This window comes from Polaribacter sp. 20A6 (assembly GCF_011378915.1).
Lineage (GTDB): Bacteria > Bacteroidota > Bacteroidia > Flavobacteriales > Flavobacteriaceae > Polaribacter > Polaribacter sejongensis.
The window spans coordinates 62,891-83,080 of record NZ_WTPZ01000006.1 but is presented as its reverse complement, the minus strand read 5'-3'; the positions used below and the strand labels follow the sequence as shown (position 1 = coordinate 83,080).

Here is a 20,190-nt window from a genome sequence, read left to right as displayed (position 1 = left end):
TTTATTAAAAAGAAAAACAATTTACATTGCTCCCCATTCTTTTAAAGATTCAGTATTCATTTTAATGTAACCAGCATTTTCTGCTTTTTCAGCAAGTTTTAAAGATTCTTTTGCTGCTTTTATTGCGCTTTCTTTGTTTCCTGCTTTTGCATGAATTAAAGCCTGTCTTCTTAATACCCAAAATTTAGGGGAATCAGACATCATTTCTACCGATTTATCAATCCAAGTTTGTGCTTTTTTAATGTCTTTTCCATTTTCTAAATAATAAACGGCAGCTGCATAATAATCGTTAGCAGAAGGTCCGTTCATAACAGTTGTAATTTGCTTTGTAACCATTTCTTCTACTGGTGCTTCAATTTTAAAACCTACGTAGGTGTTTTCCCACATAATTCCTAAAACAGCACTATTAGTAGTCATATCATCAAAACTAATTGTAAAAGTTTCAATTACCATTGGTATATTTTGAGTTGGAACATTCATTTTAGCAACAATTTTGGTTTCATCCAATTTTTTTGGAGTACCACTTTTTGTTTCTTCATATATTACGATATCCCAAGATTTCTCTGTAGGTACTGAAAAAATAGTATAGCTTCCTTTTTCAATTTTATTTCCTTCTATAGTAACATCAGTAGAAAATGTAATTTTTGTATTGCCATTTGCTCCAGTTCTCCAAACTTCATTAAATGGTACTAAATCTCCAAAAATTGTTCTTCCTTTTACTCCTGGTCTAGAATATTCTACAGAAACATCTGTTAAACCAACAATTTGTTCAATTTTTTGTAATGGACTTGGTTGCGGTGTAGTAATTTGTGCGTTTACAGTTAATGTAAACACTGCGACAAATAATGATAAAATAATTCTATTCATAATTAGTGGTTTTTTAGTGATTTTATTGATACTCAAAATTACAACTTCAAATAAATAGAATTGTTAACAAAACCTTAAAAAGGGATTGTATCTTTGTTATTATTATAGTGTTAAAAGTAGTTTTTTATGAGAAATGTAAGTGTTTTAGGTTGTGGTTGGTTAGGGAAGTCTTTAGCGATTTCTTTGTTAGATGAAGGGTATGCTGTAAAAGGTTCTACCACGAGCGAAGAGAAGCTAGAGCTTTTAGAAATGAATCATATAGAACCTTATATTGTAAATATTTCTGAATTTGAAGAGTTTGATGATTTCTTGCATACAGATATTTTAATCATTGCCATAACTTCTAAAGATGTGGATGGTTTTGAAAACTTAATTTCTCAAATAGAAAATTCTCCGATTCAAAAAGTAATCTTCATTAGTTCTACTTCTGTGTATGGAAGATTGAATAAAGTAATGACAGAAGAGGATGCCGTTTTAAATATGCCTTTAACTGAAATTGAAAATTTATTTAGAGAAAATACTTTTTTTGAAACCACAATAATTCGTTTTGCTGGTTTATTTGGTGATGTTAGACAACCTTATAATTGGTTTAAAAATGGACGAAAAATTCCGCAACCAAAAGGGTTTGTAAATATGATTCATAAAGACGATTGCATTGAGATTATTCAGGAAATTATAGCACAAGATTGTTGGAATGAAACTTTTAATGCCTGTTCTAATCATCACCCAACAAGAAGAGAATTTTATACACTGGCAAAATTAAGCAACGATTTTGAAATGCCAGAATTTGAAGATAATGAAGTCTATGAATGGAAAATTATCAGCTCTAAAAAAGTACAAGAAGTTTTAGGGTATACTTTTATTCATGATGATTTGTTAGATATTTAAGAGTCTAGTGTCATTTTTAAATACTTTTTTTCACAATTGAGAAGTCTTTTTAATTAGCTAATTGTTGTGAGATTTCTCCTCATTCTTCGTTCGAAATGACAGTGCGTTTGTGGAGGTGAGTGATTTTTTTTTTTTTTTTGAGAAAACTGTATCGAGAAGTTATTAGATCACTCAAGTGTGATTCCAAATATTCACTTCGAAGTAATGAGAAGTCTCATAAGAGTGATAAGGCAAGGCAGAACAACTTTATGAGGTTTCTCTGTAGTTTATCTTGAGCGTAGTCGAAAGACTAAAAAACGCTCATTTCGAAATGAAAGTCGTTATATAATAAGTATTCCGGTGTCAAAAAAAACTCAGCGTATCTCTGCGTTTTTCCTCTGTGAATCTCTGTGTTACAACCTACTATACTTCCTCTTTCTCAAATAATTAAAAACAAATCCGAAAGCAAATAAAAGGATCAATGGTAGAATAACATTCAAAAACTGCCAAAAAGTACGTTCTTTAAACGCTTTTTGTTTGTCTAATGTTCTAATTTGTAAAGTTTTGTTTCTAAGCTGAATTAAGCCTGCATCATCTAATAAATAATCAACAGTATTTAACAGGAAATCTTTATTACCAAATTGTTGATTTGTCCATTTATCTCTATTTAAATCGAACGGTTGCTTTTTTAAAATCTGATTTTTTCCAATATCACCATCAGAAATTACGACCATTTTATTGTTGGTCGCATGCTCTTTAAAAAGAGGTGTTTCAAATGGTTTTACTCTGTCTTTATAAGCCGATTTAAAATTACCTTCTAGTAAAACTGCAACTAACTGATTTCCTCCTCTGTACTCATTTTCAATTACTTCATCAGCAATAGATTGTAGCTCAATAAAACTAGGAGTTCCAATTCTTTTCGTTAAAGTAGAACTTAATAATAAAGGTGTTTTTTTAATGTTATTTTTTAAAGTATCTATCTGGTTTGCAAATTGCAATCTAACAGGAGAAACATTTTTTGTAATTGGGTGATTTGGATTTCCGCCAACCAAAGGATGGAAAAACCAATCTAAATTTTTAAACTGCGTTTGATTCCCAACTTTACCCGTTGCTAAAGGGATTTGAGCAGCAAATAAGTCTTTAATCAGAGTGGTGTTAATTCTAATTCCGTAAGAAAATAATAGGTCTGTTAAGTTTAAATCTCTTGGATACGCTAACATTTTTCCAGAATTGAACAAACTATCTTGATCTGCTTGCACATTATCTAGCATCCACAATGTTTTTCCGCCATTGGCGATGAATTGATCTAAAGTCAGTTTTTCTTTCTCTGTAAATTTCTCAGTTGGTTTTGCAATAATAGCCAAATCTAAAGAAGTTAAATCTTTAAGAGTTTGCTGTGGGTTGATTTCTACAGAGTCTAATGTAAATTTTGCTAATTTATATTTCTTAGCAACTTCACTTAAAAAACTATATTGATAAATGTCTTGTAATTCTCCGTTTCCATTAATTACAGCCACACTTTTTTGTTTATTTTGGGTAACAGAATTAATCGCATTAGAAAAACTATATTCCAAGTTTTCAATGGCTTTTTGCAGTTGTTCGTCTTGAGATGCTACAATAGCATTTGGCAATAAAGAAACAACGGTAGATTTTTTACCGTATGCTACTTCTGCAAACGGAAAAATAATAGCTTCAGATAATTTACCATCTTCTTCAACGGTTAACTGGCTAGGTAGCATGCCTCTTTTAATCAATTCTTCTCGTTGATTATCTGGGTTTTCAAAATTAATTCTTATGTTAGAATTAGTAGTGGCTAACTCTTCTAAATACTGTCGTGTTTCTGCTTGTAACCTTTTAAATTCTGACGGAAAATCTCCTTCTAAATAAACGGTAACAAATAAAGGATTGTCTACTTTAGAAAGTATGTTTTTTGTGGTTTCGGAAAGTGTGTAACGATTATCTGCGGTTAAATCAAAACGTTTGTAAAATGATTGGTTGATCACATTTAAGAGAATCAATCCAACAATTATAAGGATGCTATTTTTTATATTTTTATTCATTATCTAAACGTGTTTTAGTGATGAATAAAAAGAATACAGTTACACTTAAAAAGTACAGAATATCTCGTGTGTCAATTACACCTCTAGAAATACTTTTAAAATGTTCGTTTAATCCCAATTTTTTAAGAGTTAAATTATTACCGATAGAATCGGAAATTACATCAAATCCGTAAAATAAAAAGAAGGTGATAAAAACACCTAAAATAAAGGCTACTATTTGGTTTTTAGAAAGTGTAGATGTAAATAAACCAATAGCAGTATACGTTGCGGCTAAGAATAATAAGCCAAGGTAAGAGCCAATTGTACTACCAAAATCGATGTTTCCGGCGGGATTTCCTAATTGATAAATCGTGTAAATGTAAGTTAGTGTTGGTATTAAGGCAACAATAACTAATAGGAGGGAAGCCGAGAATTTACCAAGTACAATTTGCCAATCGGAAATTGGTTTTGTTTTTAAGAGTTCTATGGTTCCGTTGCTAAACTCATCAGCAAAACTTTTCATGGTAATTGCCGGAATCAAAAATAAAAACACCCAAGGAGCCAAAAAGAAAAACGAAGTTAAATCTGCAAAACCTGCGTTTAAAATATTAAAATCGCCTTTAAAAACCCACAGAAACAAACCGTTTAACAATAAGAAAACACCAATAACTAAATAGGCAATTGGGCTTGCAAAAAATGAGTTGAATTCCTTCTTTAAGATCGCTATCAATGTAAAATGTTTATGCGTTTACTTGGTTCTTTTTATTTCTAATTATGTTGATAGAAATACTATTATGTTAATTCGAAATGACAATGAATCTATAAAATATCAGTCTAAGCTTGTAGCAGACTAATTTTATTAATCAAAAGCATCTCGACAAGTTCAGTGTGACATTGTTTTTTTAATTGTTCTTAGTTTTTAAGATGTTACTAAATTAATTTCAATAACCAATTAATATTTCTGATGTCAGTCTGAGCTTGTCGAAGCCTCTTTATTTTGATTTCTATTTTTCTAACTTATAAATTCTATTGTCTTCAAAACCTTCATCTGTTCTGTCTACTTGCAAATCAAAATCTAGTTTATGTAACAACGTAATAGAAGCAAGATTATTTTTGTGTGTAAAAGCTTCTATAGTTTTTAATTCCATTTTTTCAAAAGCATACTCTAATACTTCTTCAAAAGCTTCAGTCATATAACCTCTTTCTTGGTAGTCTGGGTGAATTTCGTATCCAATTTCTGCATAATTCTCTGCAACATCAAAATTACGTAAACCAATTGTACCTAATAATTCTGCACTGTTTTTAGATTCAATAACCCAAAAAATCCCTTTGTTGTCTGCTACTAAATTAGTGGCTTGGTCTATAAAAGCTCTAGCTTCAGAAAGATTTTTAAGAGACTCACGTTGTATATATTTGTTAACTTCTTTGTTTGCTCTTAAACCAAAAACTGCTTTTGCATCTTCTAAGTTTATTGCTCTTAATGTTAATCTGTCTGTTTCTAAAACAGGAAAAGTAGTAAAATCGAAATCCATTATTTATTTATATTTGTCTTAATTTTTTATTGTAAGCTCACTTTTTTATCAACGCTCCATGCAAGTGGTTTATCGTTAAAAAACACCTTTGTTTTTGCCCAAACATCTTTAAAAAGAGCTGAGTTTCTGTAATTTTCTAAATCTTCTTCTTGTTCCCAATAAGAGTAGGTGAAAAAGATTTCTGGGTTTGTTTTGTCTTGATATAATTCTAATAAGTTACAACCTTTAGAAGCTCTAATGAATGCTTTTTTTTCTTTAAACATTAATAAAAATTCTTCGATGTGTTTGGTATGAAAACTTAATTTTACAATTCGAACAAACATGTTTTTAGGTTAAGTGAGTGAAATCTGGTTTTATGTCATCGATAAAATCGATAATTATAGCATCTCTATAGCCTAAACCAAGCAGAGTTGATGCGCCACCAACGGTGTCTAAATTACTTCTGTAAATTGCAATTTCTAAATAACCAGCAGAATTAAAAATAGCTAATTTATGACCTTCATATTGCTGGTTGCTGTAAGATTCATTGCTTACTACTTCATTATATTTACTAAATATTTTTGTAAAAGAATGTTTTCTTGCATGCACAATATAATTTCTTCCTTTGCCAATTTCTTTAAACATTTTTTTACTGATATTGGTAATTACATTTCCGTAATTGTCAATATAAATAATACCTCCAGAAATTTGATTTTGCTGTTGATTTGTCTTTGGCTGAATTTCAACAATCTTTTTAAATTCAGGAATTTCTTTACCAATAACCGTTAAGTTTCCTCCTCTAGCAATAAAACATGCTACTTGTACAAATACATCTAAAACAGGAAAACTACTTTCTATTCTATCATGAATATTGATTTCTACAATTTTACTTGGTTGAATTTCCGAAGCAATCATAGAGATTAAACCGTTATCTGGGCAAACAAAAAAATGACCATCTAACTCTATCGCAATGTGTTTGTTTTCATCACTTAATTCTGAATCTACGCCCACAATATGTATGGTTCCTTTAGGGAAACTTTTGTAAGAGTTTTTTAAAATATAAGCCGTTTCGGTAATACTAAAAGGAGATACTTCATGTGTAATATCTACAATTTTAGCATCTGGCAATTCAGAATAAATAGCTCCTTTTACAGCGCCAACAAAGTGGTCTTTTGTTCCAAAATCTGTGGTTAAAGTGATTATAGACATTAAAAATTGGGCTGTTAATTAATTGTGTAAAAGTTGTTAATTATTTTACGCAAATCTAATCATTTTAAAAAATTTATTGGTTATTTTTAGTTGAAATATAAATGTAATTTATTAATAAAAATTAATCATTTGAACGAACGCACTATAGAGCTTACAGAAATTAGTCCTAAAGATTTTTTCGGAGCACAAAACAGTACTATTGAACAATTAAAGAGATACTTTCCAAAAATTAAAATCGTTGCTAGGGGCTCTAAATTAAAAATTTATGGAGAACCGGAAATTTTAGATGAGTTTGAAACTCGTTTAGAGCGATTGATAAAGTATTATAATAAGTACAATAAGTTAGATGAAAACAGCATTGAACAGATTTTAACATCTAACGGAAATGAAGAAAAAACAACTGCGGCTAAAAATGCTAAAGAAGTTTTGGTACATGGAGTTAGCGGAAGGTTGATAAAACCACAAACCGAAAACCAGCGTAAAATGGTTACTTTAATGGCAAAGAATGATATGTTGTTTGCTGTTGGTCCTGCCGGAACAGGAAAAACCTATACAGCGGTTGCTTTGGCGGTAAAAGCTTTAAAAGAAAAAGAGGTCAGAAAAATTATTTTAACAAGACCGGCTGTAGAATCTGGTGAAAATTTGGGTTTCCTTCCGGGAGATTTAAAGGAAAAATTAGATCCGTATATGCAACCTTTATATGATGCATTAAGAGATATGATTCCGCATGAACGCTTAGAATCTTATATAGAAAAAGGCGTGATACAAATTGCACCTTTGGCTTTTATGCGTGGTAGAACTTTAGACAATGCATTTGTAATTTTAGATGAAGCGCAGAATACAACCCATAATCAAATGAAGATGTTTTTAACCAGAATGGGGAAAAGCGCAAAGTTTATTATTACGGGAGATCCTGGTCAGATAGATTTACCAAGAAAGCAAGTTTCTGGTTTAAAAGAGTCTTTATTAGCATTAAAAGATATTGAAGGAATTGCTCAGGTATATTTAGACGATAAAGATGTGGTAAGACACCGATTGGTGAGGAAAATAATTAGTGCTTATAAGAGTATAGAAACAGAATAAAACTTTAGTTGTTAATAACTAGTCTTTAGCTTATTTTTGCGGCCACAACAACATAACATATAATGAATACAATTAACAATACTAATTTCAAATTTCCTAACCAGAAGTCTGTATATATAGGTAAAGTAAGGGAAGTTTATAATATAAATGACGATCTTTTGGTGATGATTGCAACAGATAGATTGTCTGCTTTCGACGTTGTTTTACCACGTCAAATTCCGTTTAAAGGTCAGATTTTAAATCAGATTGCAACAAAAATGATGAATGATACCGCAGATATTGTTCCGAATTGGTTGCTTGCAAATCCAGATGAAAACGTTGCCGTAGGTCATTTATGCGATCCATTTAAAGTAGAAATGGTAATTCGTGGTTATATGTCTGGTCATGCAGCGCGTGAATACAAATTAGGGAAAAGAAGTTTGTGTGGTGTTGCCATGGCAGAAGGCTTAAAGGAGAACGATAAATTTCCGGAAGCTTTAATTACGCCGTCTACAAAAGCAGATAATGGAGAACATGACGAAGATATTTCTCGTGAAGACATTTTATCAAAAGGAATTGTATCCGAAGAAGATTACATCGTTTTAGAAAATTATACAAGAGCTTTATTTGCAAGAGGAACAGAAATTGCTGCAAAAAGAGGTTTAATCTTAGTAGATACTAAATACGAATTCGGGAAAACGAAAGAAGGGAAAATTGTATTGATTGATGAAATTCATACACCAGATTCTTCTCGTTATTTTTATGCGGATGGATATCAAGAAAGACAAGATAAAGGAGAAGCTCAAAAACAATTATCTAAAGAATTTGTACGTCAGTGGTTAATTGAAAACGGTTTTCAAGGAAAAGACGGACAAGCAATACCTGCAATGACAGATGATAAAGTCATCGAAATCTCTAACAGATATATAGAATTATATGAACAAATTACTGGAGAAACTTTTATAAAAGCTTCCACAGAGAATGTATTAAATAGAATTGAGGAGAATGTAAATTCTTTTTTAGCACAGAAATAAAAATAAACTAATTAGATTAGACCTCACAGGTTTTAAAACCTGTGAGGTCTTTATTAGTAGTAAAAAACCAACAACCATGATTATAGAACCAAGAACAAGAGGATTTATCTGTTTAACATCGCACCCAACGGGTTGTGAGCAAAACGTGATCAATCAAATAGAATATGTAAAATCGAAAGGAAAAATAGACGGAGCTAAAAAAGTACTAGTAATTGGTGCTTCTACAGGATTCGGATTGGCTTCAAGAATATCTAGCGCATTTGGTTCTGATGCTGCTACAATTGGTGTTTTCTTTGACAAACCAGCAACAGAAGGAAGACCAGGTTCGCCAGGTTTTTACAATACAGCCGCTTTTGAAAAACAAGCAACTGCTGCTGGTTTATATGCAAAAAGTATTAATGGAGATGCATTTTCTAATGAAATAAAAGAACAAGTTGTAAACTTAATCAAAGAAGATTTAGGTCAGATTGATTTAGTAATTTACAGTTTAGCATCACCAGTAAGAACACATCCAACAACAGGAACAAGATATAAATCTGTTTTAAAACCAATTGGAGATGTTTTTTCTAATAAAACAGTAGATTTCCATACTGGTAAAGTTTCAGAAATTTCTATCAATCCTGCAGAAGGAGAAGATGTAGAAAATACGATAAATGTAATGGGTGGTGAAGATTGGAAAATGTGGATGGACGCATTACAATCTGAAAACTTATTAGCAGAAGGCGCTACCACAGTTGCTTATTCTTATATTGGCCCAGAAGTAACAAAGCCAGTATATAGAAACGGAACTATTGGAGCTGCAAAAGATCATTTAGAAGCAACTGCTTTTACAATTACAGACGATTTAAAATCGATTGGAGGAAAAGCGTATGTTTCTGTAAATAAAGCCTTAGTTACACAAGCGAGTTCTGCAATTCCTGTAATTCCATTGTACATTTCTTTATTATATAAAGTGATGAAGGCAAAAGGAATTCATGAAGGTTGTATTGAGCAAATTCAGCGTTTGTACAGCGAGCGTTTATTTGGAGGCGATTTAGCTTTGGATGAAAAAGGAAGAATTAGAGTTGACGATTGGGAAATGAGAGAAGATGTACAAGCAGAAGTGAATAAACTTTGGGAAACTGCGACTACAGAAAACTTATCTGAAATTGGAGATTTAGAAGGGTATAGCAACGATTTTTACAACCTTTTTGGTTTTAAAGTAGCTGGTGTAGATTATGAAGCTGATGTAAATGAAGTAGTAAACGTACCAAGTATTCAGTAAGATTATTATCCCGCGATAGCGGAAACTTAAATACAAACCTCACAGTTAATGCTGCATTTATTTCGGCAACTATTGTGAGGTTTTTTTTATCTTGTAAAAAATTAAAGTTGATGAAAGCAGTTACCTTAAAACAATTAAAAGACGAACTTTCTCATAAGTCTGCCAATGAGCTGAAAGAGTTGTGTTTGCATTTATCAAAATTTAAAAAAGAGAATAAAGAATTACTAACGTATTTGTTATTCGAATCTCATGATGAAGAACAATATATACAAAGTGTAAAAGATCAAATGGATGTGCTTTTTTCTGAGATTAATACCAAGAGTTATTTCTATATTAGAAAAAGTGTAAGAAAGATTTTAACCCTTACAAAAAAGTTTATTCGGTATTCTAAGAAGAAGGAAACCGAGGTAGCTTTATTACTTTATTTTTGTGTAAAATTAAAGGCATTTAAACCTTCTATAAAAAAGAGTCCAAGGTTAACAAATACTTTTGATAGGCAAGTTGTTCTAATAAAAAAAGCAATTGCAACGTTGCATGAAGATTTACAATATGATTATCAATTAGAATTAGATCAATTATTAGATGAATAAAAAAGAGAGACCAGTATTAACGGATTTAGTGAATGAAGGAACTTCTGAAATGGAAAAATTTCAAAATGAAGTTTTAAGACCTGTAATAAAAATGCAGCACAGTTTGTTGATTAGTTCATTTAAGCACCATCTTATAAAAAGAAAAGTAGATTTTACAGATTTAACCGATAAGAAAAGAAGAAGTAAAATTACTGCTGTTTTTAAAACGGATAATAATTATAAGAACTTTACTTTAGGGATAATTATTGGTCATTTTTCTTCGGATGATTTTACTTTTTATGCTGATAATGCATCAGAAATTAATAGGAGAATTTTGCAGATTGTTACACAAAGATTAAAGGATAGTATTTTGGAATTAATATAGGTGTTTAATAGTATTAAAAAAACCTAGTTGAAAATAGAGGTATTGGGAGTTATATGTAATTTATGAAAACCGTATAAAATGAATGAATTGAAAATTGAACCATATTATAATCAACCTAATGAAAATTCCTTCTTATACAGATATTTAACAATTGACAAACTATTAGACTTACTATTGAGTGAAAGAATTTCTCTTGTTAGACTTAATCTGTTTGATGATAAATTAGAAGGTAGTTCTTTAAAACATTTGCGCTTAAATCATTTTAGTGAACTCGCTAAAAAAGATATGCAAAAACAAGGTGGAACTTTTGCTAGTATTTCTCTAACGGTTAATCCAACAGAAAGGAATAAACGAAGTCGACAAAGAGAACTTTTTCAAGACACGAACTACGCAAGTTGTTGGTATATTGATAATTATGAGTCTGTTGCAATGTGGCAATTATATTCAAAACCTGATAGTGTCGCTATAAAAATTCCTTATAAGGTTTTAAATAAAGAATTATTGGAGGGGAATTTTGAAATTAATGGTAAATATGAAAAATTAAAATTCGTTGCCATTTCTTATCATAGATTTAAAAATATAGCTAACGTTGAAAAGAATAATATAGAAACTGACATTCAAGGTTTTATTAAAGATTCAAGTTTTGATCACGAAAGAGAATTTCGAATAATGGTTGAAAATAAAGATTCTGAAAAAAAATATTTAGAGAATCGAGGAGTATTGTTAGACGAAGATGTAGATAAATTAAATAATTTTAATGAAATAAAAGTAAAATATTTAAAATTTAATAATTTCAAGAAACTACCTTTTGAAATTATTTATCATCCAGAATGTCAAGAGTGGCATAAAAAAAATATTGAGAAGATAATTAGTCAATTCAATATAAAATTTGAAATTCATGATTCTGAATTAAAGAACATATTTAAGTGAAAACGACTAAACTACAGTGTGTTATGTTTTTTGTTGCTTCGATTTTTCTTCAAAAAAGAGGTTCAGATAACACACGTAATCTCCAAGAACATAAACACATTAGCAATAATTATGAATAAAGCATTATACATAATAACAGTCATTCTTTTAGTCAGTTCTTGTAAAAAAGAAAAAAGAACGATTGAGCAAATTGATTTTACAACAGAATATAAATTTTCTAATGAAATAGAGACTAAAGTAGCAAAAGACACTATAGCTTGGAAATATCAAATTTCGGCTTCAGATTATGCAACAAAAGGAGATTACAAAAATGCTTTAATCCAATGGGATTTGGCTATGGGAACAAAGGATCGAAAATTTACAGAAAATCAAGTAGATTCTATAAACCAAAAGTATTCTAAAGTTAAAGCTACAGATTATATTTTTGAACTTGCAAAGAAGAATCAAGTGATAATTATAAATGAAGCGCATCATAATTCTTATCATCGAGTATTTACAAAATCACTTCTTCAGGGACTATACGATAATGGATATAAAAATTTAGGTTTAGAAGCATTAGGGAATGGAAAGTACTTAGATACATTACTTAATAATAGAAAATATCCTATTCTTAAAACAGGTCATTATATTAAAGATCCGCAATTTGGGAATTTGGTTAGAGATGCTTTAGAGATTGGGTATAATTTATTCGCATATGAAAGTGTAGAAGATGTAAATGGAAAACTTAGAGAAATTGAACAAGCAAAAAATATTGAAAAAGTAATAAATGCGAAGCCGAATGAGAAATTTTTAATTCATTGTGGTTTTGATCATGCTTCAGAAGGAATACATAGCTACTGGGAGAAAGCGATGGCAGGAAGACTTGCAGAATACACAAACATAGATCCTGTAACTATTAATCAGGTCGTTTATAGTGAGAAAAGTAAAAGGGAGTTTAATAATCCTTTGTTAAAGGCTTTAAACATTAAAGAATCGTCTGTTTTAATTGATAAAGATAATAATCCGTTTAGATATGAAAGAGGAGAAACATGGACTGATATTGCTGTTTTTCATCCGAATACAAAATACGTTGATAATAGACCTGGTTGGTTGTTTAAAAATGGTAATGAAAATGTTTCAATTGATTTAACAGATATAAAAATTGAATTTCCTGTGATGGTTTTAGCTTTTAAGAAAGGAGAAAATATAGATGTAGCTGTTCCGGTTGACATAACCGAAATTCAAGAAAAAAAGCAAAACTGTAATCTCGGTTTAAAAAAAGGAATTTATGACATTGTAGTAACAAATGGAAAAGAGTCATTTAAGTTTGAACAAAACGTAAAATAATTAGATTTAACTCAGAGTATAAAAGACGCAATTTTCTAGAATAGAAACACATTAACAATAGTTACCAAATGAATCACGCCCTAAAAATAACATCTCTATTATTTATTCTGATATTTATTTCTTGTGGATATCAAAAAACGGAGGAAGATAAACATCCCGAAATTCCAGTTTTTCCAGAGCATACAAACAAAAAGATATCTATAAAACAATTCAACACTAATTTAATAGACATTAAATACAATGAGAAAAATTTATTTGCTAATACTGAAAAAGGTGATTTGATAATTTTAGATAGAAAATTTAATAAAATAAAAGAATTAAACGTCCCTAATAATTACATTAGTAAAGATGGAACTATCTATTTTATGCAACCTAATGAAAAGTCTGAGTTAATTGAGGTTTATAAAATGTCTATTGATAATAATTTCAAGAAAGAAAAATTAAATAATTTTATTATAAATTCTAGAGAACCATTTACGATCAGAGATTCTTTAAATGTAGTTTATAAGCGTAAAATAAATGATAAAGACAATATTAAAATTAAGAGTGATATAGATAGTTTGGTTTATGTTCTTTATCAAAAAGAAAATAATTTAACTTCTGATAAAATAAAAAAACTAAAACCAAATCTAGTTTCAATTTATCCATTATCAAATTCAGTAAGTGTTTTAAAATTCAAGGAGAAAGAATTTGCGTTATATACAAGATACGATCATACGAGTGAATTTAAAGACGAGTTAGAAAAAACACGCCTTAATGGATTAAAACCTATATGGAATTTAGAAAAAAGTCCAAAATCTTTTGACAAAGTTGTTTTAAGTAATTCACTTTCAGGAAATCATTATGTAGGTGGTTTTACTTCTTACGGTTACAATTATGTTGCTCTTTCTCTACATAACGAAACAACTAAGTTTAAAGCAAAAAATGCAAACAACGGAAATGGTGTAAATATTTTATATGAAAGCAAAGACACAATTATCTTAAAAGATTTTGAAAAATTGTATCACATAACATTAAAAAAATAACGACTACCAACACTGTTTAAATCTTATTTTTGTTTTTATTCACTCAGCAATTTATGCTTTCTTTGAAAATGTGAATTTGAAAATGAGTTGACTAATAATTTAAAAAACACGAAACACTGCATAAATGAAAAGTCCTATATACTTCCTATTTTTTATAATTTCCTTTCTTGTTTGTCAAACTTCTTTTTCGCAAGAGAACTTCGAAAAAACGAAGATTGTAACCAATGTATTTAAAGCGCTAAAAAAACAGAAAGTAAAAATATTTTTAAAGAGTTTGCCTACTAAAGATGATATTTCTTACCTCATTAATATAGAGCACGTTGCGCAACCGGACAAAGAGATTCCTGATGTAAATACCATAATTTCAAACTTTAAAACAGATGCCTCTGAAAATTTTAGAAAAGTAATTAAAAAAGGAAATGATTTTGGTATTGAATGGAAAGATATTATTATACAGAAAGTGCGCTATGATGCCAATCCAGACTCAGGTATAGAAATAGAGAGAGGAGATATTACTTTGGTTTGCAAAAGCAATGATAAAAAATTTCTAATAGTAATAAGAAAAACTTACAAAATACGAGACACTTGGCGATTGATGAATAGAATGAAACTCACATTATTATAGTGAGGTACTATATCATTTATCAACATTAATAATTGTTTTAACTAATTTTTTGAGTCTAATCGGGTTTATAATCCAACCAAATAGTATTGAGACGATAGGTTATTATATTTCAACGCAATCTCTTTGAACATAAACGGTCTCAACCACAACTAAATAAAAATGACAGAATTTCCAGTAATAGCCTCAACAATTTCAGCAAAAGAATTGGGTGAGTTTGCAAAAGAAAAATACGGATTACATAAAAACTTCGATTGCAAATTATTTAGAACAGGAATGAATCACACGTATTTTCTTTCTGATAACGAAACAAAGTATGTGTTAAGAGTTTATAGTCATAATTGGAGGTCAAAATCTGAAATTAATGAAGAAATTGAACTTTTAAATTTATTAAGTGAAAATAACTTAGGGGGTTCTTTTCCTATTAAAGATATAAATGGAGAATTTATTCAAGAAATAAAAGCACCAGAAGGAATTAGATCTGTTGTGCTTTTTTCGTTTGCAAAAGGGAATAAGGTTAGATTTTTGGATACTGAAACATGTTCATTAATTGGAGAATTAATGGCTAAAATTCATAATCTTACAGCTAACAAAACTATAGATCGAATTTCTTATGATAAAAAATCACTGTTAAAATTACCGTATACATATTTAAAAGAATTCTTTTCGGAAGAGTTACCAGAAATGGAATTTATAAAAGGAATTGATGGATTCTTTGAGAAAACCGATTTTGAAAATTGTAAAAAAGGAGTTGTTCATTTAGATATTTGGTACGATAATATGGCTGTGTCTGATGAAAAAGAAATTACTATTTATGATTTTGATTTTTGTGGAAATGGAAAACCAGTTTTAGATGTTGGCTATTTTTGTAACCAGTTATTTCATATTGAAACCGATAAGAAAGAGTACGAAATAAAAAAGAAATATTTTTTAGATGGCTACCAAAGTATGAGACAATTATCTGAAAAAGAATTGAAAATGATTCCTAAAGCAGGTTTAGCAGTTTTTGTTTTCTATCTTGGTTTACAGGCACAAAGGTTTGATTGGTCTAATATCTTTTTATCTGAAAATTATCTAAAAATGTTCTATGTAGCAAGACTAAAATCTTGGATTGAATATAATAACATCGAAAAAAGAACAGACTAATTTTATTACAAACACGTTATGTACTACATGTTTTTATATGAAAAATTGCTTAATATTCTAAAAAATGACATTACCTGAAAAAATAAAAGAAGTATCAATATATTCAGAAGTAGAGATTGGTGTATATCCGCCAAATGGATTTTTACAATTTACAGAAGCAAGTTTAGGAAATGGAGATAATTTTGGTTTTTATTGGGAGTTTGGAAAAGAAAATAAAGAACCTATAATTTGTGAAATGATTCATGATGAAGGAATTATTGTTCCGAGATTTTCTAATCTTGACAAGTTTTTAGATTGGTATAAGTTAAATGATTTTGATTGGGGAGAAGAAGAGGTTGAGGACCAAAAATTTGTTTTTAGTTTATTACATAAAGGAAATGAATATTTGAAACAAAATGATCCTAAAAAAGCAATTGAATTTTATAAAGAAAGTACCGAGAGTTTTGGAGAGTTAAGTGAAAACTGGTTTAAATTGGCTTCTCAATATAAAAGAATTGGAAATGAATTAGAGTTTCAAAAAAGTATAATTAATTCAATTATTTCAAATTGGGCAATTGAGTTTCCTTCTCAAAATGCGATAAGAATGTTTAAGAATTTAAATCCCGTTGAGGAATTAAAAAACCATCCATTAATTAAAAATAGAAAGAATCTTGAATTTAACTTTGGAGGTCAAAAAGAGAATAAAGACTATTTAATAATTCGAGAAATTATAGAAGAACTAAACCTAAATGGAGACATTAACAAAGCATTAATAATGGAGCAGAATTATGCCTTAAAAATGTATTGGGAAACGTCTTCTTTTCAAGAGAGAAATAATTTTAAACTTGAAGAATGGCAAAAGGAGTTTAAAGAAAAAACGATTAATCGATTAAAAATAAACATTGGGTAATATATCAAATGGGAAAAAGAGTATTATATCAATTAATAAAAATTAGATAATAAATGAATTCAAATTTTTTTGATTTAAAAACTTATTTTATTGACGAAAAAGTTAATATTTTTAAGTTTAAAAATTGTTATAAAGTATTTAATGATAAAGGAAATGAGGTTGGTTCTGTAAATCAAAAACTAACTTCAGGAGAAAAAGCGATTAGATTATTATTAAACAAAACGATGTTGCCTTTTCATTTAGAAATAAATGATGCGTCAGGAAATTTACAAGCATCGATATCTAGAGGTTGGACTTTCTTTATGTCTACAATTCGTATTGACGATTCTAAAGGCAATACTATTGGTAGCATAAAACAAAAATTTAAACTATTAAAACCAACTTTTAAAATTTATAACAAATCCGAAGAACTTGTTGCTGTAATTACTGGAGATATGAAAGCTTGGAACTTTCAAATAAATGATGCTTCTGATAAAGAAATAGGAACCATAACTAAAAAATGGAATGGAGCTTTAAAAGAAGTTTTTACCACAGCAGACAAATATAAAGTAGATTTAAATGCAGGTTTTACTGATGAATCCAATAAAATAGTAATTCTAGCTAGTGCAATAACAATAGATATGGTTTGGAGAGAAAGTAGATAATTTAGTACAGAAATTAAATAAAGACATAAAAAAAAGTCGTTGTAAATACATACAACGACTTTTTTAAACTCTATAATTAAGACTTATTTTTTAGCTTTTGCTAATAAGTTCTTCTGATATTTTCCTTGTACAACATCAACAATAATTAAAATTGCCAATACAAAATAGAAGGTTGTTTTACTCATTGGTACAATTTCTTCTCCAAAAAGTTTAATGTGTGCTAAATGTCCGCCTTCTGTAACTAGCATAATTCCAACTATAAAAAGGATAAACAGACCAAGTACTTCATACATTCTGTTTTTAGATAAGAAAGTAGAAATTCTATCTGCCATTATAAGCATTAATAAACCACTAATTACAATAGCTATTGCCATTACAATAAAAGCTGTTGTAGCGTTCTCTATTTCGCTTGTAAGACCAATTGCAGCTAAAATAGAATCGAAAGAAAAAACTAAGTTCATAATTACAATACTTGTAATAACTGCATTTGCAGATTTAGATTTTTTTTCTGTAGCCATATCATCTACATCCAAACCTTTGGTAGAAATCATGTGCCAAATTTCTTTAATTGCAGTATAGATAATAAAACCACCACCTAAAAGTACAATAATACTATGTCCGTTAAAAGCAAAATGAACAATGTCTTCTATTCCTCCGGATAAAAAAGAAAAAGGTTCTTTAAAAAAGTCGATGATAGAAACCAATACAAAAAGCAATACAATTCTTAATACAATGGCTATTAAAATTCCTACTTTTCTAACTCTTTTTTGATCTGCTTCTGGCGCTTTTTTAGATTCTAACGAAATATAAAGTAGGTTGTCGAATCCTAAAACGGCTTGTAAAAGCACTAACATTAATAAGGTAAAAATAATTCCTAACATTTAATTTTTTTTGATTTGTTAATTTAAGAATTCAAATATATTTAAAAACCCGAACAAATGATTTTTAAAAAGGAAGATATTTTAATAAAATCCTGATACTCACAAAAGCAATTAAAATAGCCGTTGCTTTTTTAAGCTGAATAGGTGTAAAATAATTATTGCTAATTCTACTACCTATTTGTCCGCCAATAAAAACGGTAATTAATAGTATAGAAGTTAAATGCCAATCGATAATAAAATCTGGGTTAGAGTATTGCCCCAATACACCAGCTATAGAATTTACAAGAATAAAAACACTTGCTGTGGCTGCAATTTTTTTAGGAGTGTCCCAATTTGTAAGGTGTAATAATGGCGCTAAAAAAATACCACCACCAATACCAACCATTCCAGAAATGAAACCTATAATTCCGCCAAAAAATCCACTTTTAATCGGTTTAGAATTGTTGTTTTTTTCATCCGAAGAAATTATTCTTTTAGAAATCCACATAGTAATTGCAGCAAAAAGTAATGTAACGCCTAATAATATAAAAAAGAATTGCTGACTTATTTTTAATTTTCCTCCTATAAATGCAAGAGGAACACTAAGTAAAACAACTGGCATTATTTTTTTTAAGTTCAATTTTTTCTGTTGTAGAAAAAAGAATACATTTCCAGAAACAACCACAATATTACACAATAAAGCAGTGGCTCTAATTTGGGTAAAAACGATGCCTGTTAGTGCTAAAATTGCTAAATAACTAGAACCTCCGCCAAAACCAACGGAAGAATAAAGGATTGCAACAGTAAAGAAAAGTAAAATAATATGCCAATAATTGGACAGTAAGTCTATAATCAATTTTTAAATTTAAGGTGTTTTCTAAAACAAAATAAAGGTAAAGTAAAAATCGATTAAAAATTAAGAATGAACAGATTTTTTAAATTGTTGAGGTGTCATCATTTCCATTTTTTTAAACTGTCTGTTAAAATAACTTGTGTTATTAAAACCAGCTTTAAAAGCAATTTCTGCCATTCTAAAATTTCTATATTGTTTAATTAACTTCTTAGAAAATTTAATCTTTTCAGAATTTATATAATCAATAGGAGAAATACCTAAAGTGTTTTTAAATTGTTTGTGAAAGTGAGAACTACTCATGTGTGCTTTTTTTGCCAAAACATCTACACTAATATCTTTGTTGGTTAAGTTTTCTTTTATAAATTTAATAACAGTTCCAATTCTGGTATCGCTAAAAGCATTATTTTCATTAGAAATAATTAAAGACTTTGCTTTGGTTTGTAACAATCTAACAATTAATTCTTGAATCATTAAATCTACCAATACATCTTTAGATTTGTTGTTGTTTGTAAAAGTATACGTTAGCCTTTTTATCAAATGGTTTACATCTGTGTTGTTTATTAAGTGTGAAGAGGTTTCATCTAAATTCCATTGATTGTTTTTGTTTTCTATGGCAACATGCTGATTAAATTTTTCTACAACTTCATTAATCTTAAAAGCATCAATACCTAAAGCCAAACATTGTGTTGGATCATTTTTTGTAGCGATAGGAAAATCGATAATCATTTCTTTATTGGCAGGCATAACTACAGATTCTCCAGGAAAAAAATCAAAGGCTTCAAAGCCATCAATATGCATAATTTTCTTTCCGGTAAGCATGCTTGCTATAATTGGGAATTGAAACGTTAATGATACTTTTTCTGCATAAGAATGGGTTTCAAAAATGTTAAGTTCTGCGTAATCAGTATTATAAGTGGTTCTATTTTCTACTAAAGTAGTTATTTTTCTGTTTTTTTTGTGAATATCTAATAAGTAGCTCATAAACAGTTGGGTATATTTTAACAGTGTTTTGTTCGGAATAATAGAATTGTTCTACAATATAATAAATATGTTCAATTTATAGTGAATGTAATAAAATAACTTTACAT

At 29.2% G+C, this 20,190-nt stretch carries 22 protein-coding genes; 13 read left to right on the top strand and 9 right to left on the bottom strand.

Features of this window, described 5'->3' with window-relative positions:
• Positions 1-21 precede the first annotated feature (21 nt).
• Entirely contained in the window at positions 22-867 is an 846-nt protein-coding gene (locus GQS57_RS14545; RefSeq protein ID WP_165733594.1) for a DUF2911 domain-containing protein, read from the bottom strand.
• A gap of 126 nt (positions 868-993) precedes the next feature.
• Between GQS57_RS14545 and GQS57_RS14540 the strand changes: the two genes are divergently transcribed.
• Positions 994-1,755 (top strand): NAD(P)-binding domain-containing protein, encoded by a 762-nt coding sequence (locus GQS57_RS14540; RefSeq protein WP_165733593.1) that lies wholly within the window; start codon positions 994-996, stop codon positions 1,753-1,755.
• 392 nt (positions 1,756-2,147) lie between these two features.
• Here the strand turns inward: GQS57_RS14540 and gldG are convergent, their stop codons facing one another.
• The 5 genes from gldG to GQS57_RS14515 all read right to left on the bottom strand — a co-directional run bounded on the left by gldG (position 2,148) and on the right by GQS57_RS14515 (position 6,493).
• Positions 2,148-3,794, bottom strand: a complete 1,647-nt coding sequence (gldG, locus tag GQS57_RS14535) for a gliding motility-associated ABC transporter substrate-binding protein GldG (RefSeq protein WP_165733592.1) — start codon at positions 3,792-3,794, stop codon at positions 2,148-2,150.
• The gene (gene gldF / locus GQS57_RS14530; RefSeq protein ID WP_165733591.1) at positions 3,787-4,503 is read right to left on the bottom strand and encodes a gliding motility-associated ABC transporter permease subunit GldF; all 717 of its coding nucleotides are present in this window, start codon (positions 4,501-4,503) and stop codon (positions 3,787-3,789) included. Before gldF ends, gldG begins: the two co-directional genes overlap by 8 nt.
• A 274-nt stretch (positions 4,504-4,777) precedes the next feature.
• Positions 4,778-5,305: a GNAT family N-acetyltransferase gene (locus GQS57_RS14525; protein WP_165733590.1), complete on the bottom strand. Its 528-nt coding sequence runs from the start codon at positions 5,303-5,305 to the stop codon at positions 4,778-4,780.
• A gap of 26 nt (positions 5,306-5,331) precedes the next feature.
• Positions 5,332-5,628, bottom strand: coding sequence for an antibiotic biosynthesis monooxygenase family protein (locus GQS57_RS14520; RefSeq protein WP_165733589.1), 297 nt, complete (start codon positions 5,626-5,628; stop codon positions 5,332-5,334).
• A 4-nt stretch (positions 5,629-5,632) separates the two neighbouring features.
• Positions 5,633-6,493, bottom strand: coding sequence for an S-adenosyl-l-methionine hydroxide adenosyltransferase family protein (locus GQS57_RS14515; protein WP_165733588.1), 861 nt, complete (start codon positions 6,491-6,493; stop codon positions 5,633-5,635).
• Between the two features lie 129 nt (positions 6,494-6,622).
• On the opposite strand from GQS57_RS14515, the gene GQS57_RS14510 reads away from it, so the two are divergent.
• The 12 genes from GQS57_RS14510 to GQS57_RS14455 all read left to right on the top strand — a co-directional run bounded on the left by GQS57_RS14510 (position 6,623) and on the right by GQS57_RS14455 (position 17,389).
• On the top strand, positions 6,623-7,576 hold the full coding sequence (locus tag GQS57_RS14510) for a PhoH family protein (protein WP_165733587.1): 954 nt from the start codon (positions 6,623-6,625) through the stop codon (positions 7,574-7,576).
• Positions 7,577-7,638: 62 nt separating this feature from the next.
• Positions 7,639-8,589 carry a phosphoribosylaminoimidazolesuccinocarboxamide synthase gene (locus GQS57_RS14505; RefSeq protein WP_165733586.1) on the top strand — a complete coding sequence of 317 codons (951 nt, stop codon included), beginning with the start codon at positions 7,639-7,641 and terminating at the stop codon, positions 8,587-8,589.
• 76 nt (positions 8,590-8,665) lie between these two features.
• A complete protein-coding gene (gene fabV, locus GQS57_RS14500; RefSeq protein WP_165733585.1) occupies positions 8,666-9,853 on the top strand; it encodes an enoyl-ACP reductase FabV in 1,188 nt (395 codons plus the stop codon).
• 110 nt (positions 9,854-9,963) lie between these two features.
• Positions 9,964-10,443 carry a hypothetical protein gene (locus tag GQS57_RS14495; RefSeq protein ID WP_165733584.1) on the top strand — a complete coding sequence of 160 codons (480 nt, stop codon included), beginning with the start codon at positions 9,964-9,966 and terminating at the stop codon, positions 10,441-10,443.
• Positions 10,436-10,807: a glyoxalase gene (locus GQS57_RS14490; RefSeq protein ID WP_165733583.1), complete on the top strand. Its 372-nt coding sequence runs from the start codon at positions 10,436-10,438 to the stop codon at positions 10,805-10,807. The genes GQS57_RS14495 and GQS57_RS14490 overlap by 8 nt, the downstream gene beginning before the upstream one ends.
• Before the next feature lie 78 nt (positions 10,808-10,885).
• Entirely contained in the window at positions 10,886-11,737 is an 852-nt protein-coding gene (locus GQS57_RS14485) for a hypothetical protein (protein WP_165733582.1), read from the top strand.
• Positions 11,738-11,848: 111 nt separating this feature from the next.
• Positions 11,849-13,063, top strand: a complete 1,215-nt coding sequence (locus GQS57_RS14480) for a hypothetical protein (RefSeq protein WP_165733581.1) — start codon at positions 11,849-11,851, stop codon at positions 13,061-13,063.
• A gap of 68 nt (positions 13,064-13,131) precedes the next feature.
• Positions 13,132-14,088, top strand: a complete 957-nt coding sequence (locus GQS57_RS14475) for a hypothetical protein (RefSeq protein WP_165733580.1) — start codon at positions 13,132-13,134, stop codon at positions 14,086-14,088.
• Positions 14,089-14,212: 124 nt separating this feature from the next.
• Positions 14,213-14,713 carry a hypothetical protein gene (locus GQS57_RS14470; protein WP_165733579.1) on the top strand — a complete coding sequence of 167 codons (501 nt, stop codon included), beginning with the start codon at positions 14,213-14,215 and terminating at the stop codon, positions 14,711-14,713.
• Between the two features lie 159 nt (positions 14,714-14,872).
• Positions 14,873-15,856 carry a phosphotransferase gene (locus tag GQS57_RS14465; RefSeq protein ID WP_165733578.1) on the top strand — a complete coding sequence of 328 codons (984 nt, stop codon included), beginning with the start codon at positions 14,873-14,875 and terminating at the stop codon, positions 15,854-15,856.
• Between the two features lie 64 nt (positions 15,857-15,920).
• Positions 15,921-16,745 carry a hypothetical protein gene (locus GQS57_RS14460; protein WP_165733577.1) on the top strand — a complete coding sequence of 275 codons (825 nt, stop codon included), beginning with the start codon at positions 15,921-15,923 and terminating at the stop codon, positions 16,743-16,745.
• Positions 16,746-16,798: 53 nt separating this feature from the next.
• Positions 16,799-17,389 (top strand): LURP-one-related/scramblase family protein, encoded by a 591-nt coding sequence (locus GQS57_RS14455; RefSeq protein WP_165733576.1) that lies wholly within the window; start codon positions 16,799-16,801, stop codon positions 17,387-17,389.
• A gap of 83 nt (positions 17,390-17,472) precedes the next feature.
• Here the strand turns inward: GQS57_RS14455 and GQS57_RS14450 are convergent, their stop codons facing one another.
• The 3 genes from GQS57_RS14450 to GQS57_RS14440 form a co-directional block, all read right to left on the bottom strand.
• Positions 17,473-18,270, bottom strand: coding sequence for a TerC family protein (locus GQS57_RS14450; protein WP_165733575.1), 798 nt, complete (start codon positions 18,268-18,270; stop codon positions 17,473-17,475).
• Positions 18,271-18,334: 64 nt separating this feature from the next.
• On the bottom strand, positions 18,335-19,105 hold the full coding sequence (locus tag GQS57_RS14445) for a sulfite exporter TauE/SafE family protein (RefSeq protein WP_165733574.1): 771 nt from the start codon (positions 19,103-19,105) through the stop codon (positions 18,335-18,337).
• Between the two features lie 60 nt (positions 19,106-19,165).
• Positions 19,166-20,083 (bottom strand): AraC family transcriptional regulator, encoded by a 918-nt coding sequence (locus GQS57_RS14440; protein WP_165733573.1) that lies wholly within the window; start codon positions 20,081-20,083, stop codon positions 19,166-19,168.
• Positions 20,084-20,190 lie beyond the last annotated feature (107 nt).